Annotated in this window: 24 protein-coding genes, 3 tRNA genes and 3 pseudogenes; 14 read left to right on the top strand and 16 right to left on the bottom strand. The window is 68.4% G+C overall.

Going from position 1 to position 25,137, the window contains the following annotated elements; genetic code table 11:
* Nucleotides 1–41 precede the first annotated feature (41 nt).
* On the top strand, nt 42–686 hold the full coding sequence (locus tag VF330_RS03765) for a TetR family transcriptional regulator (protein WP_414675330.1): 645 nt from the start codon (nt 42–44) through the stop codon (nt 684–686).
* Here VF330_RS03765 and VF330_RS03760 read toward each other — a convergent pair.
* On the bottom strand, nt 683–1,864 hold the full coding sequence (locus VF330_RS03760) for an amino acid deaminase/aldolase (protein ID WP_330850061.1): 1,182 nt from the start codon (nt 1,862–1,864) through the stop codon (nt 683–685). The two genes, VF330_RS03765 and VF330_RS03760, sit on opposite strands and share 4 nt — an antisense overlap.
* Nucleotides 1,865–1,952: 88 nt before the next feature.
* Between VF330_RS03760 and VF330_RS03755 the strand changes: the two genes are divergently transcribed.
* Complete coding sequence (locus tag VF330_RS03755; protein ID WP_330850060.1) at nt 1,953–3,236, top strand: D-arabinono-1,4-lactone oxidase; 1,284 nt, start codon at nt 1,953–1,955, stop codon at nt 3,234–3,236.
* 344 nt (nt 3,237–3,580) lie between these two features.
* Here the strand turns inward: VF330_RS03755 and VF330_RS03750 are convergent, their stop codons facing one another.
* The 5 genes and pseudogenes from VF330_RS03750 to VF330_RS03735 all read right to left on the bottom strand — a co-directional run bounded on the left by VF330_RS03750 (nt 3,581) and on the right by VF330_RS03735 (nt 5,872).
* Nucleotides 3,581–4,237, bottom strand: a complete 657-nt coding sequence (locus VF330_RS03750) for an NAD(P)H-binding protein (RefSeq protein ID WP_330850059.1) — start codon at nt 4,235–4,237, stop codon at nt 3,581–3,583.
* Nucleotides 4,238–4,251: 14 nt separating this feature from the next.
* Complete coding sequence (locus tag VF330_RS03745) at nt 4,252–4,869, bottom strand: hypothetical protein (protein ID WP_330850058.1); 618 nt, start codon at nt 4,867–4,869, stop codon at nt 4,252–4,254.
* Between the two features lie 294 nt (nt 4,870–5,163).
* Nucleotides 5,164–5,457, bottom strand: a pseudogene (locus VF330_RS03740) (hypothetical protein); the annotation flags it as partial.
* 17 nt (nt 5,458–5,474) lie between these two features.
* Nucleotides 5,475–5,735: pseudogene (locus VF330_RS42030) on the bottom strand (alcohol dehydrogenase catalytic domain-containing protein); the annotation flags it as partial.
* 54 nt (nt 5,736–5,789) lie between these two features.
* Nucleotides 5,790–5,872 (bottom strand) — tRNA-Leu (locus tag VF330_RS03735).
* 116 nt (nt 5,873–5,988) lie between these two features.
* Between VF330_RS03735 and VF330_RS03730 the strand changes: the two genes are divergently transcribed.
* From VF330_RS03730 to pknB, 7 genes are read left to right on the top strand one after another with little or no spacing between them, the layout of a single operon-like run.
* Nucleotides 5,989–7,236 carry a DUF3662 and FHA domain-containing protein gene (locus VF330_RS03730; protein ID WP_330850057.1) on the top strand — a complete coding sequence of 416 codons (1,248 nt, stop codon included), beginning with the start codon at nt 5,989–5,991 and terminating at the stop codon, nt 7,234–7,236.
* A gap of 51 nt (nt 7,237–7,287) precedes the next feature.
* On the top strand, nt 7,288–7,749 hold the full coding sequence (locus VF330_RS03725) for an FHA domain-containing protein FhaB/FipA (RefSeq protein ID WP_030465595.1): 462 nt from the start codon (nt 7,288–7,290) through the stop codon (nt 7,747–7,749).
* The gene (locus tag VF330_RS03720) at nt 7,746–9,182 is read left to right on the top strand and encodes a PP2C family serine/threonine-protein phosphatase (protein ID WP_330850056.1); all 1,437 of its coding nucleotides are present in this window, start codon (nt 7,746–7,748) and stop codon (nt 9,180–9,182) included. The genes VF330_RS03725 and VF330_RS03720 overlap by 4 nt, the downstream gene beginning before the upstream one ends.
* 3 nt (nt 9,183–9,185) lie before the next feature.
* Nucleotides 9,186–10,658 (top strand): FtsW/RodA/SpoVE family cell cycle protein, encoded by a 1,473-nt coding sequence (locus VF330_RS03715; RefSeq protein WP_330850055.1) that lies wholly within the window; start codon nt 9,186–9,188, stop codon nt 10,656–10,658.
* Nucleotides 10,655–12,127, top strand: coding sequence for a penicillin-binding protein 2 (locus VF330_RS03710; protein WP_330850054.1), 1,473 nt, complete (start codon nt 10,655–10,657; stop codon nt 12,125–12,127). Before VF330_RS03715 ends, VF330_RS03710 begins: the two co-directional genes overlap by 4 nt.
* Entirely contained in the window at nt 12,127–13,587 is a 1,461-nt protein-coding gene (locus VF330_RS03705; protein ID WP_330850053.1) for a serine/threonine-protein kinase, read from the top strand. The genes VF330_RS03710 and VF330_RS03705 overlap by 1 nt, the downstream gene beginning before the upstream one ends.
* 55 nt (nt 13,588–13,642) lie before the next feature.
* Entirely contained in the window at nt 13,643–15,643 is a 2,001-nt protein-coding gene (gene pknB, locus VF330_RS03700) for a Stk1 family PASTA domain-containing Ser/Thr kinase (RefSeq protein WP_330850052.1), read from the top strand.
* Nucleotides 15,644–15,692: 49 nt separating this feature from the next.
* Here pknB and VF330_RS03695 read toward each other — a convergent pair whose 3' ends face one another.
* Nucleotides 15,693–16,334 carry an aminodeoxychorismate/anthranilate synthase component II gene (locus VF330_RS03695; RefSeq protein WP_330850051.1) on the bottom strand — a complete coding sequence of 214 codons (642 nt, stop codon included), beginning with the start codon at nt 16,332–16,334 and terminating at the stop codon, nt 15,693–15,695.
* A gap of 104 nt (nt 16,335–16,438) precedes the next feature.
* Between VF330_RS03695 and VF330_RS03690 the strand changes: the two genes are divergently transcribed.
* A complete protein-coding gene (locus VF330_RS03690; RefSeq protein ID WP_330850115.1) occupies nt 16,439–17,776 on the top strand; it encodes an FAD-dependent oxidoreductase in 1,338 nt (445 codons plus the stop codon).
* Here the strand turns inward: VF330_RS03690 and VF330_RS03685 are convergent.
* Together VF330_RS03685 and VF330_RS03680 are read right to left on the bottom strand one after the other, a co-directional pair.
* Nucleotides 17,754–17,909, bottom strand: a complete 156-nt coding sequence (locus tag VF330_RS03685) for a hypothetical protein (RefSeq protein WP_330850050.1) — start codon at nt 17,907–17,909, stop codon at nt 17,754–17,756. The genes VF330_RS03690 and VF330_RS03685 overlap by 23 nt on opposite strands.
* On the bottom strand, nt 17,909–18,862 hold the full coding sequence (locus VF330_RS03680; RefSeq protein WP_330850049.1) for a class E sortase: 954 nt from the start codon (nt 18,860–18,862) through the stop codon (nt 17,909–17,911). The genes VF330_RS03685 and VF330_RS03680 overlap by 1 nt, the downstream gene beginning before the upstream one ends.
* 455 nt (nt 18,863–19,317) lie before the next feature.
* On the opposite strand from VF330_RS03680, the gene crgA reads away from it, so the two are divergent.
* Nucleotides 19,318–19,584, top strand: a complete 267-nt coding sequence (gene crgA, locus VF330_RS03675; RefSeq protein WP_330850048.1) for a cell division protein CrgA — start codon at nt 19,318–19,320, stop codon at nt 19,582–19,584.
* A 233-nt stretch (nt 19,585–19,817) separates the two neighbouring features.
* The gene (locus VF330_RS03670) at nt 19,818–20,213 is read left to right on the top strand and encodes a PH domain-containing protein (RefSeq protein ID WP_330850047.1); all 396 of its coding nucleotides are present in this window, start codon (nt 19,818–19,820) and stop codon (nt 20,211–20,213) included.
* Here the strand turns inward: VF330_RS03670 and VF330_RS03665 are convergent.
* Both VF330_RS03665 and VF330_RS03660 read right to left on the bottom strand, forming a co-directional pair.
* Nucleotides 20,210–20,962: a rhomboid family intramembrane serine protease gene (locus tag VF330_RS03665; protein WP_330850046.1), complete on the bottom strand. Its 753-nt coding sequence runs from the start codon at nt 20,960–20,962 to the stop codon at nt 20,210–20,212. The two genes, VF330_RS03670 and VF330_RS03665, sit on opposite strands and share 4 nt — an antisense overlap.
* Nucleotides 20,963–21,129: 167 nt before the next feature.
* Nucleotides 21,130–21,678 (bottom strand): peptidylprolyl isomerase, encoded by a 549-nt coding sequence (locus VF330_RS03660; protein ID WP_330850045.1) that lies wholly within the window; start codon nt 21,676–21,678, stop codon nt 21,130–21,132.
* A gap of 94 nt (nt 21,679–21,772) precedes the next feature.
* Between VF330_RS03660 and VF330_RS03655 the strand changes: the two genes are divergently transcribed.
* Complete coding sequence (locus VF330_RS03655) at nt 21,773–22,339, top strand: hypothetical protein (protein ID WP_330850044.1); 567 nt, start codon at nt 21,773–21,775, stop codon at nt 22,337–22,339.
* Nucleotides 22,340–22,415: 76 nt separating this feature from the next.
* On the opposite strand, the gene VF330_RS03650 is transcribed toward VF330_RS03655, so the two are convergent.
* Nucleotides 22,416–22,949, bottom strand: a complete 534-nt coding sequence (locus tag VF330_RS03650; RefSeq protein ID WP_414675329.1) for a DUF2020 domain-containing protein — start codon at nt 22,947–22,949, stop codon at nt 22,416–22,418.
* 110 nt (nt 22,950–23,059) lie between these two features.
* Here VF330_RS03650 and VF330_RS03645 point away from each other — a divergent pair, with 110 nt between their 5' ends.
* The gene (locus VF330_RS03645; protein ID WP_330850042.1) at nt 23,060–23,455 is read left to right on the top strand and encodes a DoxX family protein; all 396 of its coding nucleotides are present in this window, start codon (nt 23,060–23,062) and stop codon (nt 23,453–23,455) included.
* An 82-nt stretch (nt 23,456–23,537) separates the two neighbouring features.
* On the opposite strand, the gene VF330_RS03640 is transcribed toward VF330_RS03645, so the two are convergent.
* From VF330_RS03640 to VF330_RS42025, 4 genes and pseudogenes are all read right to left on the bottom strand, one after another.
* Nucleotides 23,538–23,610, bottom strand: a tRNA-Ala gene (locus tag VF330_RS03640).
* 35 nt (nt 23,611–23,645) lie between these two features.
* A pseudogene (locus tag VF330_RS03635) lies at nt 23,646–23,765 on the bottom strand (DLW-39 family protein); the annotation flags it as partial.
* A 123-nt stretch (nt 23,766–23,888) separates the two neighbouring features.
* Nucleotides 23,889–23,962, bottom strand: a tRNA-Ile gene (locus VF330_RS03630).
* 70 nt (nt 23,963–24,032) lie between these two features.
* The gene (locus VF330_RS42025) at nt 24,033–25,112 is read right to left on the bottom strand and encodes a DUF3566 domain-containing protein (protein ID WP_414675328.1); all 1,080 of its coding nucleotides are present in this window, start codon (nt 25,110–25,112) and stop codon (nt 24,033–24,035) included.
* Between the last annotated feature and the right edge of the window lie 25 nt (nt 25,113–25,137).

Below are 25,137 nucleotides of genomic sequence, written 5' to 3'. Positions count from 1 at the left end.
TGACAGGTTCAGGGAAGTGAAAGAGCCGGGCAACAGGCAAGATGGAAGTACCCGAACTACTGGGAGTCGCCGTGACGAGCACCACCCCGCTTCGCCGTCAGCCCGTCCAGCAGCGCAGCGCCAAACGAGTCGAGCGCATGCTCGAGGCCTGCGCGACTCTCATCGACGAGGTGGGCTACGACGGCGTCACCACGACGCTCATCGCGGAGAGGGCGGGTGTGGCGGTCGGCTCGCTGTACCAGTTCTTCCCCGACAAGAGAGCCGTCGTGCAGGCGCTGACCCTGCGCAACGTCGACAAGTTCTCCCAGGGCATCACCACCAAGCTCGAGCAGGCGACGCTCGAGCACTGGTGGGACGCCGTGGACACGGTGTTCGACGTCTACGTGACGATGCACCGCGAGATCCCCGCGTTCGGGAAGCTGCACTTCGGTGACGTCGTGGACATGCGGCTGCTCGACGACCGCCGCGACAACAACGCCGTCATCTCGGACAAGATCTCCGAGCTGATCTCGGGCAAGTTCAGCATCCCGTTCGGCGAGGTCGGGCTGCCGATCGCGATCGCTGTCGAGGCCGCCGACGCCGTGCTGAAGATGGCCTTCCGCAACAACCCGATGGGCGACCCGGCGATCCTCGCCGAGGCGAAGGCGCTGGTCAGGGGCTACCTGTCATCGCGCCTTCCCGCCTAGCCGAAGTTCCTGCGCTCGCCGCGGTAGGTGGGCACGGTGCGTTCGACGCGGTCCCCGCGCACCAGGTGGACCTCGTCGAAGCGCTCGAACAGCTCACCGGCCTTGGCGTGCCGCATCCAGACGCGGTCGCCGATCTTCAGCTGCTCGGCGGCCTTGCCGGTGACCGGCGTCTGCACCTCGCCGGCGCCTTCGAGACCGAGCGTCTTCAGCCCCTCCGGCAGGTACGGCGACGGCTGGCGGTCGGGCGTGGGCGTGCCGGACGCGATGTAGCCGCCGGCGAAGAGCGTCGCCGTGCGCTTGGCCGGCTTGCGCACCACCGACAACGCGAACAGCGCCGCGGGTTCCGGCTTGAACGACTGGTAGGCGTCGAACAGCGTCGGCCCGAACAGGCCGCTGCCGGCCGCGAGCTCGGTGACCGACGGGTCCGTCGCGGTCAGCTCCAGGCTGCCCGTACCGCCGCCGTTGACGAACTCCAGCTCGGCGACCTGCCTGACAGCGTTGACAACGGCCGTCCGCCGCTCGATCAGCTCGGGCCCGGACTTGCGCTGGATGAACCGGATGCCGATCGCGCGGAACGGCTGACCGGGCGGGTTGTCCCCCAGCCCCGCGATCTGGCCCTCGTAGGCCATGATCCCGACGAGCTTGAACCCGGTGCGCCGCACGATCCTCGAAGCGAGACCCCTGGCCTGCTCCGGCGTGTGGATCGACGACCGGCGCGGCCCGATGTGCAGACCGGGCAACGGCTTCCACGACACGTCGAGCTCCAGGCACACGCGGATGTCCGAGTGCGGCCCGACCGCGGCGTCCACGAAGTCGAGGTGCTCCAGCGAGTCCACCATGATCGTGACGCGCTGCCGAGCGGTCTCGTTGGCCGCGAGCTTCTGCAACGCCGCCCGGTCGGCGGTCGGGTAGGCGACCAGGAGGTCGTCGCTGACGTTCTGCTCGGACAGCCACAACGCCTCGGCCAGCGAGTAGCACATGACCCCGGCGTAACCGGGCCGTTCGAGCGCCCGGCTCACCAGGTCGCGCACCCTGATCGACTTGCTCGCCACCCGGATCGGATGACCGGCAGCGCGACGGGCGAGGTCCGCCGCGTTGTGGTCGAAGGCGTCCAGGTCGACGATCGCGAACGGAGGATCCAGGTCCTTCGTAGCGGCGTCGAGTCGAGTTCTGCGCATGCACTGACGGTACGTCGTGAACCCTTGAAACGTGAAGAGCTTTCACTTACGTTACTCGCAGGTCACACTTTCCAGCGGAGGTACGCGCGTGTGGACGAACTGGGCCAAGACGGCGTCCTGCACCCCGACGAGCGTCGTCCACCCGTCCAGCACGGACGAGATCGCGGCAGCGGTCTCCTCCGGCAGCCGGGTGAGGGCCCGCGGTAGCGGCCACTCGTTCAACGACATCGCGGTGGCCCCGGAAACAGCGCTGGACCTGGACCGCTGGACGGGAATCGTACGCGCGGACACCGAGTCCGGCCTGGTGACAGTCCGCTCGGGCACTCCCCTGCACGCCTTCAACGCAGACCTCCACCGCCTGGGCCTGGCCATGCCGAACCTGGGCGACATCGACGCCCAGACCGTCGCCGGCGCCGTCTCCACCTCGACCCACGGCACCGGCGCGAAACTGGGCGTCCTCGCCACGGCGATCGAGTCCCTGGAACTGGTCCTGGCCAACGGCGACGTCGTCACCTGCTCCCGCACAGAACGCCCGGACCTCTTCAACGCCGCCCGCGTGGGCCTCGGCGCACTGGGCGTCATCAGCACCCTGACCCTCCGCTGCGTCCCGTCCTTCGTCCTGCAAGCCTCCGAAGCCCCGGGCCGCCTGGACGCCGTCCTGGAACAGTTCGACGACCTCTGCGCCGTCGAAGACCACGTCGAGTTCCACTGGTTCACTCACTCGGACCGAGTGATCCTCAAGCGCAACAACAGGATCACCGAACCGGCCCGCCCCCTCTCGAAGCTCCGCCAGAAGTGGGAGTACGAGGTGATGGAGAACGCCGCCTTCGGCGTGGTGACCAAGGTGGCGAAGTCCTTCCCCCGCCACACCAAGCGCCTCAACGAGTTCTGCGGCGCGATGATCTCCGAACGGTCCTATTCGGACTACTCGCACAACGTCTTCGTGACCCCGAGACGAGTCCGCTTCGTGGAGACCGAGTTCTCCATCCCGCGAGAAACCCTCCTGGACGTCATCGGCGAACTCCGAGCAGTGGCCGACAAACTGGGCGAACGAGACCACCTGATCGTCCCCTGCGAAGTCCGAGTGGCCCAAGCAGACGACATCTGGCTCTCCACCGCGAACGGCCGGGACACCGCCTACATCTCCATGCACCAAGCACTGGGCATGCAGTACAAGACCTTCTTCGACGCCTACGCGAGCATCGCCAAACAGGTGGGCGGCCGCCCCCACTGGGGCAAGATGCACGACCTGACAGCAGAAGACCTGCGCCCCCTGTACCCCCACTTCGACGACTTCCTACGGGTACGCAACGAGGTGGACCCCAACAGAACGTTCACCAACAACTACCTGGACAGGGTCCTGGGCAGTTGATCGAGGGCCAACGGCCCGAGCAGTCCGGAGCAAAGCTCCGCGCGGTGGGTGCCCCGTCACGAGTCGCGCCACAGCTCTTGCTGCAACGAGGTAGGGGTGTCAACCCGGCACGATTTTCGCCGGGTTGACACCCCTACCTCGTTGTGGCTCGCTCCTGGTGCGGCTTGTGACGGGGCACCCACCGCAACGCAACCAACAAAGCAACCGGCGGCCGCCCAACGCAACAGGCGTGCCATCAACCCGCCAGCGGCGCGGAGCCCCCGATCAGATTGCCGGGGGTCTGGGGGCAGCGCCCCCAGGTGGAAGCACGCAACAGCAAGCCCGCCAACGCAACAGGGGAACCCTCAGAGAATCCCGCGAACGGCGTCCCCAACAGACGTCGACCCGTTCACCAACTCCAACGTCTTCCCAATGGTGTTCCGAGCAGAAAGCAACTCAGCAACCACAGCAGCAACATCAGCCCGAGCAACGGACCCCCGAGGCAACCGAGGCGCAGCCAAAGTCACCAGCCCGGTACCAGGATCGTCAACCAACCGCCCAGGCCGAAGAACGGTCCAATCGAGATCCCGCTCGCGAAGATCCTCCTCAGCCATCCTCTTGGCCTTGAGGTACACAGCGAACGATGCATCCACGTCAGGCGACTCGGCATCCTCGACACCGACCGAGGAGATCTGCACGAACCGCCGCACCCCCGCCTCCACAGCGGCAGAGGCGAACAGGGCGGCGGCCCCGTAGTCCACGGTGTCCTTCCGGGCGGCCCCAGACCCGGGCCCGGCCCCAGCGGCGAACACAGCCGCATCAGCACCGTTCAAATACGCGGCGACCGAGTCCAGATCGGCGGACTCCAGGTCGCACAACACCGGAACGGCTCCGGCCTCAGACACGTCACCAAAATGATCAGGATTGCGGACCAGTGCGGTGGCGGCGTCCCCACGAGCGGTCAGCTGCTGCTCCAGAAGCAGCGCGATCTGCCCGTGTCCGCCGGCTATGACTACTCGCATGGTCCGACCGTAGATCAGGAAGCGGTGGCGAGCACCTGCTCGTAGACGAGCTCGTTGACCCAGCGGGTGATGGCGGTGTCCTCGGAGGGCACGTTCTCCTGGCGGCCGGTCACGTCGACCGAGAGGTCGAGCTCGGAGTCGGCGAGCAGCACCGAGACGCCGTAGCGGCGGACGCGGGGCAGGCAGTTCGCGAGGTAGTCGTGCGAGAAGGCGACCGACTCGGGCAGGACGACCGCGGCGTTGCCGTAGCGGGCGAAGGGAACGGCGGACGCGAGCGCGGTGCGCCAGTGGCGGGCGACGGCCATGACGCCGACGATGCGGACGGCGGCCGGCGGGACGCGGCCTTCCATCTCGGGCCACACCCACGTGGAGACGGTGGTCTTGTCGGCCTCGGGAGCGGCACCCACGCACACGCGCTCGGCGTGGGCGTCGGCCAGGAGCTCGGCCACGACGACGACCTTGCGTCCCATGAGGACCATCTCGGGCAGAACCACGCCGTGCCAGCCGAGGCGGATCGCCGCGGCGGCTGCCAACTCCTCGACGGACGCGGGCAGTTCCGGAACCGGGACCGGGGTCGTCGACAGACCGTTCGAGCTGTCGAGGGCCGCGATCCTTGCTGGGGTGCTGCTCACGCCAGTGCCTCCTCGTCACCCGCGGCGGGCGATCCGCCGCGTTTCGACTCGTGCTCCGGTTAAGGATTAGCAGGAAGCGCACGGCCCGCCCCCAGGTCACAGGACCCCCTGCGATCGACGGCGCCGACCGGTCGGTGACCGGTCGAAGAGCGGCGCGGGGAGTTCGGTCCTACGGTGCTGCCGTCTGGGTGACGTTGCGCCGGATGGACGCACGAAAAGACCTGCTCAAAGTGGGTGCATCACGCGTGAGTGGAAATCGCCGCCCACCGGTGGGCGGCACCGTCCGCCGACCGTTCACCGCGCCAGAACGACCACCTGCATGATGATCACGGTCTTGCCGGGCCCGCGACCTGCGAAAACGTCGGCGGCCTCGCGCAGCGGCACGCGGCGCGAGATCGGCACTTCGAGCTCGCCGGCCTGCACCGATGCGACGAGCCGTTCCAGTGCTTCCCGCGACCCCTTCATGCCGAAGTTCTGGACGGAATCACTGGAGACGTAGTTGGTGTTGAGTGCGTCGGCCTCCACGAGGGAGTCGGGACCGACTCGGCGTATGTCCCGATGCCGACCGGGCGGTGGAAGAAGGTTCCGAAAATCTTCTCTCCAGAACCGACCACCTCACCCGCACCATCAGTTCCCGGAACCAACGGGAACCGGTGTTCTCCCGAACCCCGGAACATTCCGTCCACCACTTCGCAGTCGAACGGGTTCACGTCGGCGGCCGGCAGCCTGACCTTGAGCTCGCCGGGACCTGGTTCCGGCTCAGGAGTTCGACGAGCGCGAGGTCCGCTGGCGCCATCGCCCACACGTGCGCCCCCGAACGAGTGACAGACATCACCTGTTGGATCAAGGAATCCGATACGGCCCATCAACGAAAGAACCCCTCTCGCGATTCCGCGAGAGGGGTTCTTTCTGTCTTGTTGTGGGCAAGGGGGGAGTTGAACCCCCACGTCCTTTCGGACACACGGACCTGAACCGTGCGCGTCTGCCATTCCGCCACTTGCCCTGGCGACGAGAGGAACACTAGCACGCGTCCAAACCAGGTTCCTAATCGCCCCCTGTAGGCGTGGTCGTACCCGGATACGATCGGTGCAGGAGCCCGTCCGAGCGGAAGGAGTCGACATGGGCCTGCAACGCTTCGAGCGCAAGCTCGAGGGCATGGTCGGCAACACCTTCGCGCGGGTGTTCGGCGGCAACGTCGTGCCCCAAGAGGTGGCACAGGCGCTGCAACGGGAGGGTGACAGCAACATCCGCGAGCTCGCGGGTGGCAGACTGCTAGCCCCCAACCACTACAAGGTGCTGCTCGGAGCCCAGGACCACGAGCGTCTTGCGGGCGACGAGCAGGATGAACTACGCATCACCCAGCTTCTCGCAGAGGGCCTGCGGGAGCACCTGGCCGAGTCCGGATGGGATACCTATGGTGACGTCGTAGTCTCCCTGGAGCGCTCCGAGGCGCTGCACACCGGACAGTTCCGAACCAGCTCGTCCGTCGACCCCGACGTGAAAGCGGCCAGCCGACGGTCAGCACCACCTCGCACCGCAGGAGACCGATCCATGAGCCAGCCACCCGGCTACGGACAAGGACAGGGCCAGCCCGCCCAGGACCCCTATGGTCAGGGCGGCTACGGCCAGCAGGGCTACGACCAGCAGGGTTATGGCCAGCAGCAGGGCTACGGCCAGCAGCAGGGCTATGACCAGGGTTACGGCCAGCAAGGCGGCTACGACCAGGGTTACGGCCAGCAGGGCGGCGGCTACGGCGGCGGCCAGCAGCAGGGCTATGACCAGGGCTACGGCGGCGGCCAGCAGCAGGGCTACGACCAGGGGTACGGCGGCGGCCAGCAGGGCGGCGGCGGGTACGACCAGGGTTACGGCCAGCAGCAGGGCTACGGCCAGCAGGGCTACGACCAGGGCTACGGCGGCGGCCAGCAGGCCGGCGGGTACGACCAGGGTTACGGCCAGCAGGGCGGGTACGACCAGGGTTACGGCCAGCAGCAGGGCTACGGCCAGCAGGGCGGCGGCTACGACCAGGGCTACAACCAGGGCGGATACGCTCCCCCGGCCACCCAGGGCGCCAACCGCCAGCTCAACGCGACGCTGCACCTCGACGACGGTTCCAACCGCACGTACAACCTCAAGCAGGGTGGAAACGTCGTAGGACGTGGGCAGGAAGCCGACTTCCGCCTCCCGGACACCGGGGTCTCCAGGCGACACCTGGAAATCTCGTGGGACGGGCAGAATGCGATGCTCGCGGATCTCGGTTCGACCAACGGCACCACGGTGAACGGCACGCCAGTGCAGACTTGGCAGCTCGCGGAAGGCGACGTCGTCCGCATCGGCCACTCGTCACTGGTCTTCCGCACCGCGGGCTAGAGGTCGACACGGGCGTCGGTAAGCAACTCAAGGCAGGAGCGGTTACAACCGGTGCCAGAGCTGGTGATGCAGCTGACCAGAGCGGGCTTTCTCGTGCTCCTCTGGCTCTTTGTGCTGGCCGCCCTACGTGTGGTCCGCTCTGATCTCTACGCAGCCTCAGGGCTCCGGGCGTCAGGTCTGCCCGGATTCCGGAGGTCCGAGAAGTCGGCGAGGGGAAGCAAGGCGCCTCGGCAACTCGTGGTCACCCACGGGGCGCTGACCGGCACCCGCATCTCGCTCGACGGCAGGCCGATCCTGATCGGCCGCGCTGACGACTCCACTCTCGTCCTGGACGACGACTTCGCGTCGACCAGGCACGCGAGGCTGTCCATGCGCGGTACCGACTGGTACGTGGAGGACCTCGGCTCCACGAACGGCACCTACCTAGACCGAGCCAAGGTCACCGCACCCCTGCGCGTACCTCTCGGCACCCCGATCCGCATTGGCAAAACGGTGATCGAGCTGCGCTCATGACCTTGGTTCTTCGATACGCGGCCCGCAGCGACAGGGGCCTGGTTCGCGCCAACAACCAGGACTCCGTGTACGCGGGCCCCCGCCTGCTCGCAGTCGCCGACGGCATGGGTGGCCACGCCGCCGGTGAGGTCGCGAGCAAGGTGGTCATCGCCTCGCTGGCCCACGTCGACGACGACGAGCCCGGCGACGACCTCCTCGGCAAGCTCCGCGACGCGGTCGCGAGTGGCAACGGCGCCATCTCCGAGCTCGTGACGAGCGACCCGGACCTGGAGGGCATGGGCACCACGCTCACGGCCATCCTGTTCGCGGGCAACCGCCTCGGGCTCGTGCACATCGGCGACTCGCGCGCGTACCTCCTGAGGGAGGGCACCTTCGCGCAGATCACGCACGACGACACGTTCGTCCAGTCGTTGATCGACGAGGGCCGGATCACGCCGGACGAGGCCGCCACGCACCCGCAGCGCTCGCTGCTGCTGCGCGCGTTGACCGGCCACGACTTCGAGCCGAGCCTCACCGTGCGCGAGGCGCGCTCCGGTGACAGGTTCCTGCTCTGCTCGGACGGCCTGTCCGGTGTCGTGAGCCTGGAGACGCTCGACGAGGCGATCCGCATCCCCGACCCGCAGGCGTGCGCGGACCGGATGATCGAGCTCGCGCTCAAGGGCGGCGGCCCGGACAACGTCACGGTGATCGTGGCGGACGTCCAGGACGTCGACTTCGGCGACGACTACCCGATCGTCGGCGGCGCGGCCGGTGACGGCAGCGAGGAGCACAACACCCCGCCGGACTCCGCGGCCTCCCGCGCGGCGACGCTCACGCAGCAGCGCCCGCCGATGCCGCAGCGGATGGAGGCACCGCCGCCACCGCCGCCGGACCCGAAGCGCAAGAAGCGCAACACCATCAAGGCGATCGCGATCGTCTTCGTGCTGCTCCTGCTCGCGGCCGTGGTCGCGGTCGGCGGCAAGCTGTGGCTCAACACCCAGTTCTACGTGGGTGCCACCGAGGACGGCCAGGTCGCGATCTTCCGCGGGCTCAACGGCAGCGTGCTCGGCTTCAAGCTGTCGTCCAAGGTCGAGGACTCGTGCCCGCCCGGATCGACGGGCTGCACGCCGATCACGCTGAAGGACCTGCAGGAGGCCGGTCGCAAGACCATCACCGCCGGCATCCGCAGCGACAACGGCCTCGACGGAGCGCGCGCCGCGGTGAGGTTGCTGCGCACGGAGCACATGCTGCCGTTGTGCAAGGACACGTCGACGACGTCGACCACCACCACGACGACGCCTCCGACGACGACCAGCACGCCGTCGAGCTCCGGCGCCACCACCACGAGCACCCCGTCGTCGAGCGGTTCGCCGAACCCGGAGACGGGCACCACCGAGCCTTCGCTCACGCCCTCGCAGCAGAAGCTGGGTGTGGATTGCCGGGAGGGTCCGTAGTTGATGGGCTCGCCCGCCCCCACCGGGGAAGGCTCACCAGGAGCGTCGTCGGCGACCGGCACGTCGCCAGGACTGCGGGCGCCTACACGGCGCGGAACCGAACTGGTGATGCTGTCGTTCGCAGCCGGTCTCGTGACGCTGGCACTCATCCTGGTCGAACTGAACCAGGAGCGCTCGCTGAGCCTGAGGATCCTCTACCTCGGTCTCGCGTACCTCGGTCTCTTCGCGTGCGCCCACCTCGCCGTGCGCAGGTGGGCCCCCTACGCCGACCCGGCGATCCTGCCGTGCGTCGCGCTGCTCAACGGGCTCGGCCTGGTGGTCATCCACCGGATCGACCTCGCCATGGAGGGCACCGTCTTCCCGGACGGCTCGACGTGGGACCCGGTGGCGTTCAAGCAGGTCATCTGGACCGGCATCGGGTTGCTGCTGTTCGCGGCGACGCTGAAGTTCCTCACCGACCACCGCATGCTCGCGCGGTTCGGCTACACGTTCGGCCTCGTGGGCCTCGTCGCGCTGATGCTGCCCGGTCTGCTGCCCGGCTTCATCGCGCCGGAGATCAACGGCGCGAAGATCTGGCTGCGCATCGGTCCGCTGTCGATCCAGCCGGGTGAGTTCGCCAAGATCCTGCTGATGGTCTTCTTCGCCGCGTTCCTGGTGTCGAAGCGGGACCTCTTCACCGTGGCGGGCCGCCGTTTCCTCGGCATGGACCTGCCGCGCGCCCGCGACCTCGGCCCGCTGTTCGCGGCGTGGGGCGTCACGGTCGCGGTCATGGTGCTGCAGAAGGACCTCGGCTCCTCGCTGCTGTTCTTCGGAATCGTGCTCGTGCTGCTCTACGTCGCCACCGAACGCGCGGCTTGGGTGGTTCTCGGTCTCGGCCTGTTCTCCGGCGGCGCGATCGTCGCGTGGAAGCTCTTCAACCACGTGCAGCAGCGCGTCGCGAACTGGCAGGACCCGATCGGCCGCTACGACAAGATCGGCGGCGGCTACCAGATCTCGCAGTCGCTGTTCGGGCTCGCGACCGGCGGCATCGGCGGTGCCGGTCTCGGCGCGGGCCGGCCGGAGATGATCCCCGAGGCCAACACCGACTTCATCACCGCCGTGATCGGCGAGGAGCTCGGGTTCGTCGGGTTCGCAGCGCTGCTGCTGATCTACATGGTCTTCGCCCTGCGCGGCCTGCGCAGCGCCATCGCCGTGCGCGACAGCTTCGGCAAGCTGCTCGGCGGCGGTCTGGCGTTCGCGGTCTGCTTCCAGGTGTTCATCGTCGTCGGCGGTGTCACGAAGCTGATCCCGATGACGGGCATCACCGCTCCGTTCCTGTCCTACGGCGGTTCGTCGCTGCTCGCGAACTACATCCTGGTCGCGTTGCTCTTGCGGATCTCCGCCGCCGCGCGGTCCCCGCAGCGGGCTCCCAAGCCGAAACCGCAGCAACCGGCCATCGCCGACCAGCACACTGTGATGGTGGAGCGTCCCAAATGAACACACCGCTCCGCCGCGTCGGCATGGCCATGATGGTCATGATCCTGCTGCTCCTGGGCAACGCCACGTGGGTCCAGGTGATCAACGCCGACGAGTGGCGCAAGAACGCGTACAACCGCCGCGTGCTGCTCGACGAGTACGCCCGCAAGCGCGGTCTGATCACGGTCGCCGACGGCACGGTGATCGCGGACGTGAAGGAGACGACGGACCGCCTCCGGTTCCTGCGCACCTACAACAACGGCCCGGTCTACGCGCCCGTCACCGGCTACCTGTCGGTCACCTACGGCACCTCCGGCATGGAGCGCGCCGAGAACGACCTGCTGAACGGCTCGGACGACCGGCTGCTGGCGCGCCGCATCTCCGCGTTGATCACGGGCCGCGACCCGGTGGGCGGCAACGTCCAGCTCACCCTCGACTCGAAGGTGCAACAGACCGCGTACGACCAGCTGACCGCGAAGGGCTTCACCGGTTCGGTCGTCGCGATCAAGCCGGAGACCGGCGAGATCCTCGCGATGGCGAGCACGCCGTCCTACGACCCGAACGCACTGGCGAGCCACGACGCGAACGAGCAGGCGTCCGCGTGGAAGCAGCTCACCGCCAAGGACGCGAACGACCCGCTGGTCAACCGGGCGACGCAGGCGCTGTACCCGGCCGGTTCGACGTTGAAGGTCGTGGTCGCCGCGGCCGCGCTCGCGGACGGCAAGAACAAGGACTCGCAGTACACCGCCAAGGGCACCGTCAAGCTGCCGAACACGCAGACGGACCTGCCGAACTTCAACGGCACCCCGTGCGGTCCCGGCGAGACGGTGTCGATGGAGACCGCGCTCGCGAAGTCGTGCAACACGGCGTTCGGCGAGATGGCGGGCCAGGTCGGTGCGAACAAGCTGCGCCGGCAGGCGGAGAAGTTCGGCTTCAACGACCCGGACCTCACGGTGCCGCTGGCCGTCGAGACCTCCACCCTGGGCGCGATCCCGGACGAGGCGGCGCTCTGGCAGACCGGCATCGGCCAGCGCGACGTGCAGATCACCCCTCTCGAGAACGCGGTGATCTCGGCGACGATCGCCAACGGCGGCAAGCGCATGCAGCCGTACCTCGTGTCGAAGGTGCTCGGCCCCGACCTCAAGTCGATCGGCGACACCAAGCCCGACCAGGTCGAGACGGCGATGAGCTCCGCCAACGCGTCGGTGCTGCGCGACATGATGATCCAGTCCGAGATCAACACCGGTGGCGAGGGCCGTCTGCAGAACGTGCAGGTGGCGTCGAAGACCGGTACGGCCGAGCATGGCACCAACCCGCTGCAGAACAAGCCGCACGCCTGGTACATCGCGTTCGCCCCCGCGCAGAAGCCGGAGATCGCCATCGCGGTCATCGTCGAGGACGGTGGCGACCGCGGCCTGGGCGCCACCGGTGGCAAGGTCGCCGCGCCGATCGGGCGCGCCGTGATGAACGCGTACCTGGCGGGTCGCTGATGCTGACCACGGGCCAGCTCCTCGCCGACCGCTACCGCCTGACCCGGCGGATCGCGGTCGGTGGCATGGGCGAGGTCTGGGAGGCGGCCGACGACCGGCTCGACCGCCGCGTCGCCGTGAAGGTGCTCAAGGCGGAGCTCTCCGGCGACCCCGAGTTCCTGCACCGCTTCCGCGTCGAGGCGCGGATGACCGCGTCGCTCAACCACCCCGGCATCGCGTCGGTGCACGACTACGGCGAGACCGCGTCCATCGCGGAGGGGCCGGAGGACACGGCGTACCTGGTGATGGAGCTCGTCGAGGGCGAGCCGCTCGCGACGATCATCTCCAGGGGCAGGCTCACCGCCGAGGTGACGCTCGACCTGCTGGAGCAGACCGGCAACGCGTTGCAGGCGGCCCACGAACGCGGGCTCGTGCACCGGGACGTGAAGCCCGGCAACATCATGGTGACGCCGTCGGGGAAGGTGAAGATCACCGACTTCGGCATCGCGAAGGCCGTGGACGCGGCACCCGTGACGCGGTCCGGCATGGTGATGGGCACGGCGCACTACATCGCTCCCGAGCAGGCGCTCGGCGGCGAGGCCGAACCGGCGAGCGACGTCTACTCGCTGGCCGTGTGCGGGTACGAGTGCCTGGCGGGCCACCGGCCGTTCCTGTCGGACAACGCGGTGACGGTCGCGATGATGCACATCCGCGACATCGCGCCGCCGTTGCCGCCGGACGTCCCGCCGGGTGCGCGGGCGTTGATCGAGGCGACGCTGGTGAAGGACCCGCGGCAGCGCTACCGGACCGGTGGCGAGTTCGCCGCCGCCGTCAGCGCGGTGCGGGTGGGCCAGCCGCTGCCGACGCCGTCGGGGTTCTCGATGCCCCAGGTGGTGCAGCAGCAGGTCGTGCCCCAGCAGGCCCCGCCGCCTCCGCAGGTGTCGCAGCCGCTGCCGATCCCGCAGCAGATGACGCACCACCCGACGGGACCGGTTCACCTCGGCACCCCGCCGGGAATGCCGCCGGTGCACCAGCCCGGCACGTTCACCCCCATGCCGACCCCACCGGGGAGAAACCGGACCGTCATCTGGGTTATGGTCGCTTTTCTGGTGACCGTGCTGGTGGTGCTCGGCGTGGTCGTCCTGTGGAAGTTCACCGTCAGGAACGACGGCAGCGGGCAAGGTGGCCGGCCGACGACGTCCAACTCGGCGAACGCGAACCTGCCGGCGAACAGCCAGGCGAAGCCCGACTCCGCCGACCGGATACCGGGCAGCGCGTCGAAGCTGATCGACGAGGACGACTACATCGGCCGGTCCGGCGATCAGGCCAGGACCGACCTGATCGACCACGGCCTGGTGCCCAAGGTGCAGAGCCCCCAGGGCACGTCACCGGGCGACCTGAAGAAGTGCCGGGTCACCGCCATCGAGCCGACAGGCGAGGTTGCGGCGGGCTCGCAGGTGAAGGTGACGTGCGCGCCATGAGCAAGACCAGAACCGACTTGGGAACACCGTCGACGAGGAGCGGGACGAAGCACCGATGAGCACTCCGCGACTGCTCTCAAACCGCTACGAACTGGGTGAGACCCTCGGGTACGGCGGCATGTCCGAGGTCCACAAGGGGCGGGACGTCCGCCTCGGCAGAGACGTGGCGATCAAGGTGCTGCGAGCCGACCTCGCCCGTGACGCCCAGTTCCAGGAGCGCTTCCGGCGCGAGGCGCAGAACTCCGCCGCACTGAACCACCCGGCGATCGTCGCCGTCTACGACACCGGTGAGACGCAGACCGAGTACGGCCCGCTGCCGTACATCGTGATGGAGTTCGTCGACGGACGAACACTGCGCGACATAGTGAAGACGCAGGGCCCGCTGTCGGGCAAGCGCGCGATGGAGGTCATGGCCGACGTGTCGGCCGCGCTCGACTTCAGCCACCGCCACGGCATCGTCCACCGCGACGTGAAGCCGGCCAACGTGATGATCACGAAGTCCGGTGCCGTGAAGGTGATGGACTTCGGCATCGCGCGGGCGCTGCACGACGGCCAGGCCGCGGTCACGCAGACCGCCGCGGTCATCGGCACGGCCCAGTACCTGTCCCCCGAGCAGGCGCGCGGCGAGTCCGTCGACGCCCGCTCGGACGTCTACGCCGCCGGCTGCGTGCTGTTCGAGCTGCTGACCGGGGAGCCGCCGTTCACCGGTGACTCGCCCGTCGCGGTCGCGTACCAGCACGTGCGGGAGGACCCGAAGGCCCCGTCGCAGCTGAACCCGAAGGTGTCGCCGCAGCTCGACGCGATCGTGCTCAAGGCGATGTCGAAGGGTCCGGCGAACCGCTACCAGTCGGCCGCGGAGATGCGCGCCGACCTGGTGCGCGTGCTGTCGGGCCAGCGCCCGTCCGCGCCGGCCGTCATGACCGCCGAGGACCGCACCGCCGTGATGAACGAGCAGGCGCGCGCTCCTCGCACGCAGGTCGTGTCCGGTGGTGGCAGGCACCGTCCCGCCGCGCTCAAGTCCGAGCCGGAGGACGACTACGACCCGCTCGCCGACGAGGAAGAGGAACGTCGCGCGCGGCGCAAGAAGGCCATCATGGTCACGCTGGTGGTGATCCTGTGCGTGGCGGTGCTCGGCCTCGCCGCGTGGATCACCGCGAGCGTCATGAACTCCGGCAGCGAGGCCACCGAGAAGGCCAGCGTGCCGTCGATCGTGGGGCTCAGCCCGCTGGAGGCCAAGGAGAACATCCGGAAGGCGGGGCTCGTCGCCGCGCAGGAGGACGTCGCCTGCGAGCCGGGTCCGAACGGCGCCGCCGCGCGGTGCAACGCCGACCAGATCAACAAGGTGATCGACTCGAACCCGCCTGAGGGCAGCCAGGTCAACAAGGGGTCGACGGTCACGATCGCCGTCGGCGCGCCTCCCGGTGAGGGCACCGTGCCGGACCTCGTGGGCAAGACGCCGCAGGAGGCCCAGGCGATCCTGGACAAGGACCCGAACGGCTTCAAGCTGACGCAGGCCGCCGACCAGGTCGAGGTCGACGACACGAGCAAGGTCGGCAAGGTCGCCGGTCAGAACCCGGCGAGCGGCCTGAAGCTGAAGAAGGGCGGCTCGATCAGCATCCAGCTCGGCCGGGCGCCCGACAAGCTGAACGTGCCGAACGTCGTGGGCTCCGACGTGGACGACGCCCGCCAGACGATCATCGGCTCCGGGCTCAAGGTCAACGTCGAGACGATCGACAGCGCGAAGCCCGAGGGCGAGGTCATCTCGCAGACGCCGACGGGCAACACCAAGGCGGCCAAGGACACCACGGTGACGCTGCGGGTCTCGAAGGGCAACCAGCTGGAGATGCCCGACCTGACCGGTCTCACGCAGCGGGAGGCCGAGAACAAGCTGAAGTCGCTGGGCTGGAACGGCAACCTCAACGTCGAGGAGCAGCAGGTCAGCAACCCGCAGCAGAAGGACAAGATCGTCTCGCAGAACCCCGCGAAGGGTCAGCCGTTCACCAAGGGCTCGACGGTGACGATCACGGTCGCCAAGTTCGGCATCATCACGACGTAGAACGCGGTCTCCAAGGGCGGCTTTCCTGGAGGGAAAGCCGCCCTTTCGCTTACTGGCGGGCCGCGGCGGCGAGGGTGCGCATGCCGTTCTCGAGCTGCGCGACGGTGGCCTCGGGCACCTCGAACCCGCAGGTCCGCAGCCAGTTGGCGAGCATCCGGTGGCCGCCGTCGGTCAGCACCGACTCGGGGTGGAACTGCACGCCCTCGACCGGCAGTTCGCGGTGGCGCATGCCCATCACGATGCCGCTCTCGGTCTTGCCGGTGACCTCGAACTCCGCGGGGATCGTCTCCGGCAGCACCGTCAGCGAGTGGTAGCGGGTCGCGATGAACGGCTGCGGCACGCCCGCGAGCACGCCGCGGCCCTCGTGGAAGACGATGCTCGTCTTGCCGTGCAGCAGCTCGGGCGCGCGGTCGACCGTCGCGCCCCACACCACGCCGATGGCCTGGTGGCCGAGGCAGACGCCGAAGACGGGCTTGCCGGTGTCGGCGCACTTCTTGATGACGTCGATGCTGGCGCCGGCGCGCTCCGGTGTGCCGGGACCGGGGCTGACGAGCACCCCGTCGACCTGGCCGATCTCGTCGAGGTCCACCTCGTCGTTGCGCCGCACGACGCATTCCGCACCCAGCTGGGCCAGGTACTGGATGAGGTTGTAGACGAAGCTGTCGTAGTTGTCGACCACGAGCACGCGCATGTGTGGAGCCTAGTCGGTCGAGTCGAGTGAGTTAGCTCTCGTCATCACCCAAGTAAGGCTAACCTAAAATAGGTGTCATGAGTCGTCCCTTGCGCGTCGCGGTGATCGGCGCCGGACCGGCCGGTGTCTACGCGGCCGACATCCTGACCAAGTCCGACGTCGACGTGCAGATCGACCTCTTCGACAAGCTGCCCGCGCCCTACGGCCTGGTCCGCTACGGCGTCGCGCCCGACCACCCGCGCATCAAGGGCATCGTCACGGCCCTGCAGAGGGTGCTCGACAAGCCGTCGGTCCGCTTCTTCGGCAACGTCGAGTACGGCGTCGACGTGAAGCTCGACGACCTGCGCCACTTCTACGACGCCGTCGTCTTCTCGACGGGTGCCTCGTCCGACCGGGCCCTCGACATCCCCGGCGTCGACCTGCCCGGCAGCTTCGGCGCCGCGGACTTCGTGTCCTGGTACGACGGCCACCCGGACGTCCCGCGCACCTGGCCGCTGACCGCGACGTCGGTCGCCGTCCTGGGTGTGGGCAACGTGGCGCTCGACGTGGCCCGCGTCCTGGCCAAGACCGCCGACGAGCTGCTGGTCACCGAGATCCCGCCGAACGTCCACGAGGGCCTGAGCTCGTCCCCGGTGACGGACGTCCACGTCTTCGGCCGCCGCGGCCCGGCCCAGGCCAAGTTCACCCCGCTGGAACTGCGCGAGCTCAACCACTCGCCGAACGTCGAGGTGATCGTCCACGCGGAGGGCATCGAGTTCGACGAGGCCTCGATGCACGCGATCAGGTCCAACAAGCAGGTCGAGATGATCGTGAAGACCCTCCAGGAGTGGGCGATCCGCGACGTCGGCACCCGCCCGCGCCGCCTGCACCTGCACTTCCTCGAAGCGCCGGTGGAGGTGCTGGGTTCCTCGGAGGTGACGGGCCTGCGCACCGAGACCCAGGAGCTGACCGGCGACGGCAACGTCCGCGGCACCGGCGTCTTCACCGACTGGGAGGTCCAGGCCGTGTACCGCGCGGTCGGTTACCTGTCGTCGCACCTGCCCGGCATCCCGTTCGACCACGTGTCGGGCACCATCCCGCACGCCGCCGGCCGGGTGCTGGACCTCGACGAGGTCCCGATGCCCGGCGTCTACACCACGGGCTGGGTCAAGCGCGGCCCGATCGGCCTGATCGGCCACACCAAGGGCGACGCGCTGGAGACGATCACCAGCCTGCTGGAGGACGCCGACGCACTCCCCCGCTGCTCGGCGCCGGCACCTTCGGCGGTGGTCGAGTTCCTGGCGCAGCGCGGCGTGCCGTTCGTGACGAACGAGGGCTGGCGCCGGCTCGACCAGCACGAGGTGGCGCTGGGCGCGGAGCAGGGACGCGAGCGCGTCAAGGTCGTGCCGCGCGAGGAGATGACCGCGATCAGCCGGAGTCTCACTCCGTCGTCACGTTGTTGAACGGCAGCTTCGGCTCCGCCCACGGGAACACCACGAACATCAGCAGGGTGACGATGCCCGCCACCAGCACGACTGCCTCGATGACCTTCAGGTACAGCGGGCCCGGCAGGTGCGCCCAGATCCAGCCGTACATCAGCCCTCCGTCATCTCGGGCGGCACGAAGTTGTCCGCCACCGGGTAGCTCTTGGTCTCGATGGCGTGCACGATCAGGCGCTGCTTGTCGGAGAAGCGCGGGTGGCACGTCGTCAGGGTGAGCAGCCTGGCCTGCTTGTCGGCGGGCACGGTCGTGCCGACCTGGTGCGGGATCGGAGCGATGACCTCGCCCTGGGTCGGGACCACGATCTCCTGGCCGACGGTCTTGGCGTAGGCGTCGCCGAGGGTCGTCGACAGCGGCGCGACGCCGGTGCAGGCGGCTTCCTTCGAGCGGGCGTTCGACGCCCAGCCCGCCACCTCGCTGCTCATGGGGAGCACCCGGTAGACGAACCACTGGGTCTGCGTCTGCACCACGACGGCGTCGCAGGAGCGCAGCAGGTCCAGGTCGTTGAACGGGGCGCCCTTGCCGACGCGGTGTCCGGCGATGGCGAAGTTGCCCGCCTCGCCCGGCTGGGCCGTGTCCTTGTAGTGGCCGGGGCCGATCTCCAGGTGCTTGTCGGTCGTGCCCTCGACGACGGAGAACTTCCAGTCGTTGCCGAAGACCGGGATGTACATCTTCGCGAAGGCCTTGCCCTCGATGAGGTTCAGCTTCGACTGGCGGTTCGGGTCGGCCGGAGGGGGCGTGACGGTGTTCGAGCTCCACTCGGAGTCGAGGGCCGCGGTGGCGTCCTGCTGCTTCTCGGCGGAGAGCAGGTCGGTGACGTAGACCTCGTAGACGACGAACAGCAGCACGACGAGCCCCATCGTGATGAGGGCTTCGCCGACGCCGCGGACGGTCTTGCGCGCGAGGCTGTCCGGAGGCGGGGCCGCCTTCTTCTCGCCCTCGTCGTAATAGTCGTCGTCGTAGTACTCGTCGTCGTAGTCGTCCTCGACGCGCGGGATCACCTCGGTGGGCGGGTCGACCGGGCGGGGACGGGGCGGACGCGGCGGCATTCCCCGGTGAGGAGCCGCGCGCGGCGGCATTCCCTGGCGCGGCATTCCCCCTGGCGGCGTTCCCTGCCTGGGCATTCCGCCGGGCGGGGTGCCCTGCGGCAGTCCGCGGGCGGGAGTGCCGGGCGGTGGTCCCTGAGGCGCGCGCGGCGGAGCACCCGCCGGGGGGAGGCTGCCGGAGAAAGCGCTGGTGTACTGCGTCGCCTCCGGTGGCGGCAGCGGACGGGGAGAAGGAGTGGCCCGCACGTGGTGAAGGTCATCACGACGGGGTGCAGGTCGCCGGGGAGGCGGCTGCTGCGGTCCCGAGTTCACCTGAGAACCTCCGCGCGGACTGTGAACTGAAAACAACTGCGTCTTGCCAGGTGGTTCGCTGACCACGGTCGCTACGTTAACGTGTCTCCTGAGTAGTGCACGTAAACTCGCGTCACTCACGGATATCCACGTCAGGCGAGGACAGCATGCCAAAGTCCAAGGTCCGGAAGAAGGCGGCTTACACCGCACCCACTGACCGCCGTACGCCGGTCAAGGTCAAGGCAGCGGGGCCGTCACACCCGGTCTACGTCGTCGTCATGCTCGGCTTCATGCTGCTGGGCCTCTCGTGGCTGGTCGTCAACTACATCGCGGCCGAGAAGATCCCGTTCATGCTCGAGCTGGGCGCGTGGAACTTCGCCATCGGCTTCGCGCTGATGATCATCGGTCTGCTGATGACGATGCGCTGGCGGTAGGCAGCCGCCACCTCACGGTTCGCACAGGTCGGCCCGGACGTCACACGTCCGGGCCGACCTTTGTTCTGACCACGTCCACCGGTTCACCCGAGCGTCACCGAAGCACACAGCTGTAAGTCATCCCCATTGGGGACAAGTCCTGTGGACAACTTTGCACCAAAATGCACAAGCGAAGGTTTTCCCTCATAAGGACCCGTTCGGTCGTCCACATTCGATGCGGCACACTCGACGGCGTGACTCGCACCTGGTCCACACCCGCCCGGATCGTCGCCGTCGCGTGGGTCGCCGCGCTCGCCCTCGCCGTCGCGACCGTCCTCGCCGACGACAACGCGGGCCGTCTCCTCGTCGGACTGGCGACGCTGCTGGTCGCCTACCTCGCGGCGTTCGCGACCATCGCGAGGCCCAGGCTCACCGCGGACGCGAACGGGCTCGCCGTGCGCGGGTTCGCGAGCACGACGCTGCTGCCGTGGCACGAGGTGAAGGTCAAGCTGCAGACCACCCGCCGGCTGGGCAGGGAGCAGCAGACGTTGGAGCTCGACGCCGACGACCGCCTCGTGGTGCTCACGAAGCTGGACCTCGGCGCCGATCCCGAAGAAGTCGCCGGAGTTCTCCACGCGTTGCGGCCCTAGCCGGGCCGGCAGGTGCGCGCTATCTCGAGGAGGACTTCCGCGGTCGTGTCGAGTTCGGTGGCGCGGAGGAGGAACATCCCTCCGAGCAACACGACGACGGCCGCCACCGCGGCGATCTGGTAGGCGTTGCGGTTCTTCTGCGGCGCCCTGACCATCGCGAGCGTCAGTAGACCGCCGACCACGAACCCGCCGAGGTGCCCGAGCAGCGACGCGTTCGTGAAGAGGTTCGACAGCAGGTTGATGCCGACGACCACGACGATCGTCGAGATGTCCCGCTTCTGCCGCTTGAACACGATCAGCAGCGCGCCCATCAGGCCGAACACCGCGCCGGACGCGCCGGCGAGCTGCTGGCAGACGGTGCCGAAGTAGAACGCGGCCGCGCTGCCGCCGAGCAGCGACAGGAAGTACACGGCGCTGTACCGCAGCTTCCCGAGCTCCTGCTCGACCACGGGGCCCACCACGAAGAGCGCGGCCATGTTGAACGCGAGGTGGATCAGGCCGAAGTGCATGAAGCCGGACGTGACGATCCGCCACCACTCACCGTTCGCGGTGAGCTCCGGAATCAGCGACGTGGCCTGGAACAGCTCCGACCTGGAGTTGTTCATCGGACTGCCGGACTGCACGACCGTGACCACGTACGCGAGCACGTTGAGCGCGATCATCACCTGCGTGATGATCGGCCGGCCGTTCGAGGCCACCGCGCCCGCGGAGGTGCGGGCCTGGCGGACCGTGCGCGCGCCTTCGTTCACGCAGTCGACGCACTGCATGCCGACGGAGGCGTCCCGTAGGCAGTCCGGGCACGCCGGACGGTCGCACCGGGTGCAGCGCAGCCGGGTGGGCCGATCGGAATGACGTGCGCAGACCGGGGTCTCCGGTTGCGCTCCGACCGGCCCGTCCGGTGGCACAAAGGCGTCGCTCACGCGCGTTCGATCGTGATCCGCTCGATCTTGATGTCGTTCACGGGACGGTCGCCCGCACCGGTCGTGGTGTTGCCGATCGCGTCGACGACGTCGCGCGACGGCTGGTCCGCGACCTCACCGAAGATCGTGTGCTTGAAGTTGAGCCACGTCGTCGGCGCTACGGTGATGAAGAACTGCGAGCCGTTGGTGTTGGGCCCGGCGTTCGCCATCGCGAGGATGTACGGGCGGTTGAACTGGAGCTCGGAGTTGAACTCGTCGGCGAAGCGGTAGCCGGGGCCGCCGCGACCGGTGCCGGTCGGGTCGCCGGTCTGGAGCATGAAGCCGGCGATGACGCGGTGGAACAGGGTGCCGTCGTAGAACGGACCCGTCTTCCCGCCGCTCGCGTTGGCCTCTGTGTACTCGCGGGTGCCCTCGGCGAGCCCGACGAAGTTCGCCACCGTCTTGGGGGCGTGGTCGGGGAACAGGTTGATGCGGATGTCGCCCTGCGTGGTGTGCAGGGTCGCCGTCACCTTGGTCCCGACGAAGGATTCGTTGCTGTCAGCCACCACACCATCGTGCCATCACAGGCGGAGATGTTCAGGAAGGGGCACGATGGGGTACCTCAACCTCACAAGCTGACGACAACGTGTGGAGCACAGAATGGACGAGGTGGACGTCATGACCCGTGCCGGCGAGTCCGTTGGCAAGGCAGTGGGCACGGGTCTGAAGGCCGCGCGCCAGGGGGTCGTTCGTGCTGGTCACGTCGCTGAGGCGAAGCTCGCCGACCGCGGCATCACGGCTGACCAGGTTCGCGGCACCCTCGTCGATCAGGCCGACACGCTCATGAGCAAGGCGGAGAGCTGGGAGAAGCAGACGCGCCGCTCCCGCAAGCGCCTCGCGAAGAAGAGCGCCAAGACGCGCGCCGAGCTCATGGGCAAGGCCGAAGTGGTGCGCAAGGAAGTGGCGAAGGCGGCCAAGACCGCGCGCAAGGACGCCAAGGTGCGCGCGAAGGAGATCCGCAAGGCCGCGGCCCAGCTGAGCGGCGACGCGCCGAAGCGCCGCCGCTGGCCCTGGGTGCTCGGCCTGCTGATCGCGGCCGCCGCTGCCGGCTACGTCGCGATGACGCGCAAGCCGGAAGAGGTCTACCTGCAGGAAGAGGAGCAGGCTCCGCTGCCGGAGCCCGTCCTCAACGGGCAGGTGCCGTCCCAGAAGGAACCGGCGAAGTAGCACCGAACGCGAACGGGGTGGCTCTCGACTTAGAGAGCCACCCCGTTTTCGTGCGTTCCGGAAGTTCTCGTGCGTCCTAGAGCTTGAGGCCCTTGATCGCTTCTTCTGTGATGCGCCTCGCTTTGATGGACTGCTTCTGGTTGGACGTCACGACCACGGCGGAGCCGGCCTTCGAGACCGCGTAGACGACACCCGTGTCGCCGCTGACGTACCCTCCGGTCCACCCGGTCGGCTGACTGGCGGGCTGCGACCCGTCCGGCGCCGCCTCGTTCACGATCATCTTGGCGACGCGCTCGTCCCCCACGTACACGCGCACGGTCAACTGGATCTCAGTGGCGTTGGCGTAGAAAAAGCACGCTGGGTGAGGTTCGTCCGTTGACAGTTTCACTCTGGGTACAAGCTGACCGTTCGCCTGGGCGACGAACGACGTCGCCAGGTACGGGCAGGTGCCGTCGCTCACGGGCTTGGGCGCAGGGGGCACTGTCGGTGCGGCGCTGGTCGTGGTGGTGACCTGCCGGGTCTGGGTGTCCGGCACCGGCGTACCCGTGGAGACCTCCGTGCCGCACGCGGCGAGTACGCCGAGCAGGGGCAGCAACAGTGCTCGTTTCATAGGGGCAACAGTCAACCAGATACCAAAAGCGCCTTGAGCGGCACACTCTAAATTGGTCCATACCTTTTGTGCCCTGACCCTTGCCCCGAGCCCCGGAAGGACCTTTGACCATGGAGTTCCTGGAGCAACGACGAGAGCACGCCCTGGCGCTCTTCCGCATCGTCATCGGACTGTTCTTCGTGTTTCACGGGGTGCAGAAGCTCTCGAAGGGAATCGACCTGCTGTCGTGGCCGGCCGGTCCCGTGAGCCTGATCGAACTGATCGGCGGAGGCCTCGTCCTGATCGGCCTGTGGACGCGCTGGGCGGCGTTGCTCTGCTCCGGCGCGATGGCCTACGCCTACTTCGTGGTGCACCAGCCCAAGGGCCTGCTGCCGATCGAGAACGGCGGCGAGTTGGCCGCCATCTACTCCTGGGCGTTCCTGCTGCTGGCGTTCACCGGTGCGGGCGCGTGGAGCATCGACCAGCTCCGCACGAAGTCGCAGAAGAAGTCACTGGCGACAGCGTGATGTGAAGCGAGACCGACGTGTCGCGCAAATGCACTGAAGCCCTGTTCGCAACGACGCGAACAGGGCTTCAGTGGAATTCGAATGGAGACGAGGGGAATCGAACCCCTAACCCCCGCCTTGCAAAGGCGGTGCTCTGCCAATTGAGCTACGTCCCCGAAGATCTCGGGCGGCAAAGCCGCCCGGGAGATCAGTCGGTGGGGGCGGTGGCCTCGCGCCAGAGGTCAGCGTCGGCCTTGGCCGAACGGCTGCGCTTCACGAAGAACAGAACCGCACCGGCGACCGCAACGAGTGCGATGATCTTCTTAGCCACTGGAAACCCCTCCAAGACTGTTATGCCCCGACCTACCGCACCAGCCTACAGGCTTCGGGTGACTTGGGCCGGGGCTCCGGGACGCGGTCCCGGACAAGAATGATGATTCGAAAGAATATCGAGTGGGCCTAGGAGGACTTGAACCTCCGACCTCTTCATTATCAGTGAAGCGCTCTAACCGCCTGAGCTATAGGCCCTCGATCATCACCCCTTGGGGCAACGAGGAGAACCTTACAGGATCGCCTTCGCTGCCCCAAATCAGGGGGGTCACTCACGCTCGGAGAGCGTCAACTCCAAGCCACCGGCCAGATCCGCGGACACGTTGTAGACGAACGCGCCCACAGTCGCGAGGGCCGTGAACAACACGATGTTGACCGCGCCGATGATCGCCGAGACGCCGAACACGCGGCCGGCGCTGATCAGCGGTTCGCCCGGCTCGTTGGCCTGGAGCAGGTCGTTCGCGGTGCTGTTGATCTTGTCCCAGACGCCCATGCCGTGCAGGACGCCGTAGAGCACGCCGACGGCCACGAGCCACACGAAGAACAGCGCGACGCCGAGCACCAGGGCGAGCTTGAGCACCGACCACGGGTCGACGCGCTTCACCTGGAGCGAGGCGCGGCGCGGGCCACGGCCGGGGCGGCGGGCCGACGGGGTGGCCGCGGCGGGGCGCGAGCCCGAGTTGCCGAGGTTCACCGACGTGCGGCTGCTGCCGAGGCCGACCGGCACGGCCGAGCCCGTGACCACGGGCTTCTGCACCTTGACGGTGTCCGGGTCGGTCGACGGGAAGGCGGGCTCCGGCTGCGACGACGACGGCACGGGCGGTGCGCCCGGTGCCACGTACGCCTCGGTCGAGTCCTGGTGCGACGACTCGGTGTCGTTCGTCACGCGCTGCCAGGGCGGCGGCGCGGAGACGACGACGGGTTCGTCAGCCACGGGAGCGGACGAGGTGGAAGCGGACGCTGCTGGAGCAGGCGTGGCCGAAGCGGACGTCGTCGGCGCAGGGGTGGTCGGCGCGGGCGTGGCCGGGGCGGCTGCCGCGGGGGCGGCCTTCTCCGGCGTGGCGAGCGAGACCGTCTTCTGCTCGGCCGGCGCGGCCTTCGCCTCGGGCTCGGGCTTGGCAGGGGTGGCGGCCGGAGCCGGGGTCTCGGCGGACTTGGTGGCCTCGGCCGCCTTCTCCGCCGACACCGGCTTGGTCTTGTCCTGCGCGTTCCCACCCGAGGAACCGGAGGCCGCCGGTGCGGCCTTCCCCGCCTTCTCCGCGTTCTTCGCAGCACCCTGCGGAGTCGGCTTGGTGATCACCGCGGTCTTGTCCGCGTCCCGACCTTCGCGGTTCTCGGGTGGAGTCACGAGCTGTTCCTTACCCTCTCGCTAG

This window comes from Lentzea sp. (genome assembly GCF_036380075.1).
Classification (GTDB): domain Bacteria; phylum Actinomycetota; class Actinomycetes; order Mycobacteriales; family Pseudonocardiaceae; genus Lentzea.
Note: the sequence above shows the minus strand (reverse complement) of the source record. Positions and strands in the feature narration are given on the sequence as shown.

Coding starts and splice junctions, on each gene's coding strand:
- VF330_RS03765 (WP_414675330.1), top strand. CDS start 42: ATGGAAGTACCCGAACTACTGGGAGTCGCCGTGACGAGCACCACCCCG.
- VF330_RS03760 (WP_330850061.1), bottom strand. CDS start 1,864: ATGCGCAGAACTCGACTCGACGCCGCTACGAAGGACCTGGATCCTCCG.
- VF330_RS03750 (WP_330850059.1), bottom strand. CDS start 4,237: ATGCGAGTAGTCATAGCCGGCGGACACGGGCAGATCGCGCTGCTTCTG.
- VF330_RS03730 (WP_330850057.1), top strand. CDS start 5,989: ATGGGCCTGCAACGCTTCGAGCGCAAGCTCGAGGGCATGGTCGGCAAC.
- VF330_RS03720 (WP_330850056.1), top strand. CDS start 7,746: ATGACCTTGGTTCTTCGATACGCGGCCCGCAGCGACAGGGGCCTGGTT.
- VF330_RS03715 (WP_330850055.1), top strand. CDS start 9,186: ATGGGCTCGCCCGCCCCCACCGGGGAAGGCTCACCAGGAGCGTCGTCG.
- VF330_RS03710 (WP_330850054.1), top strand. CDS start 10,655: ATGAACACACCGCTCCGCCGCGTCGGCATGGCCATGATGGTCATGATC.
- VF330_RS03705 (WP_330850053.1), top strand. CDS start 12,127: ATGCTGACCACGGGCCAGCTCCTCGCCGACCGCTACCGCCTGACCCGG.
- pknB (WP_330850052.1), top strand. CDS start 13,643: ATGAGCACTCCGCGACTGCTCTCAAACCGCTACGAACTGGGTGAGACC.
- VF330_RS03695 (WP_330850051.1), bottom strand. CDS start 16,334: ATGCGCGTGCTCGTGGTCGACAACTACGACAGCTTCGTCTACAACCTC.
- VF330_RS03685 (WP_330850050.1), bottom strand. CDS start 17,909: ATGTACGGCTGGATCTGGGCGCACCTGCCGGGCCCGCTGTACCTGAAG.
- VF330_RS03680 (WP_330850049.1), bottom strand. CDS start 18,862: ATGCCGCCGCGTCCGCCCCGTCCCCGCCCGGTCGACCCGCCCACCGAG.
- crgA (WP_330850048.1), top strand. CDS start 19,318: ATGCCAAAGTCCAAGGTCCGGAAGAAGGCGGCTTACACCGCACCCACT.
- VF330_RS03655 (WP_330850044.1), top strand. CDS start 21,773: ATGGACGAGGTGGACGTCATGACCCGTGCCGGCGAGTCCGTTGGCAAG.
- VF330_RS03650 (WP_414675329.1), bottom strand. CDS start 22,949: ATGAAACGAGCACTGTTGCTGCCCCTGCTCGGCGTACTCGCCGCGTGC.
- VF330_RS03645 (WP_330850042.1), top strand. CDS start 23,060: ATGGAGTTCCTGGAGCAACGACGAGAGCACGCCCTGGCGCTCTTCCGC.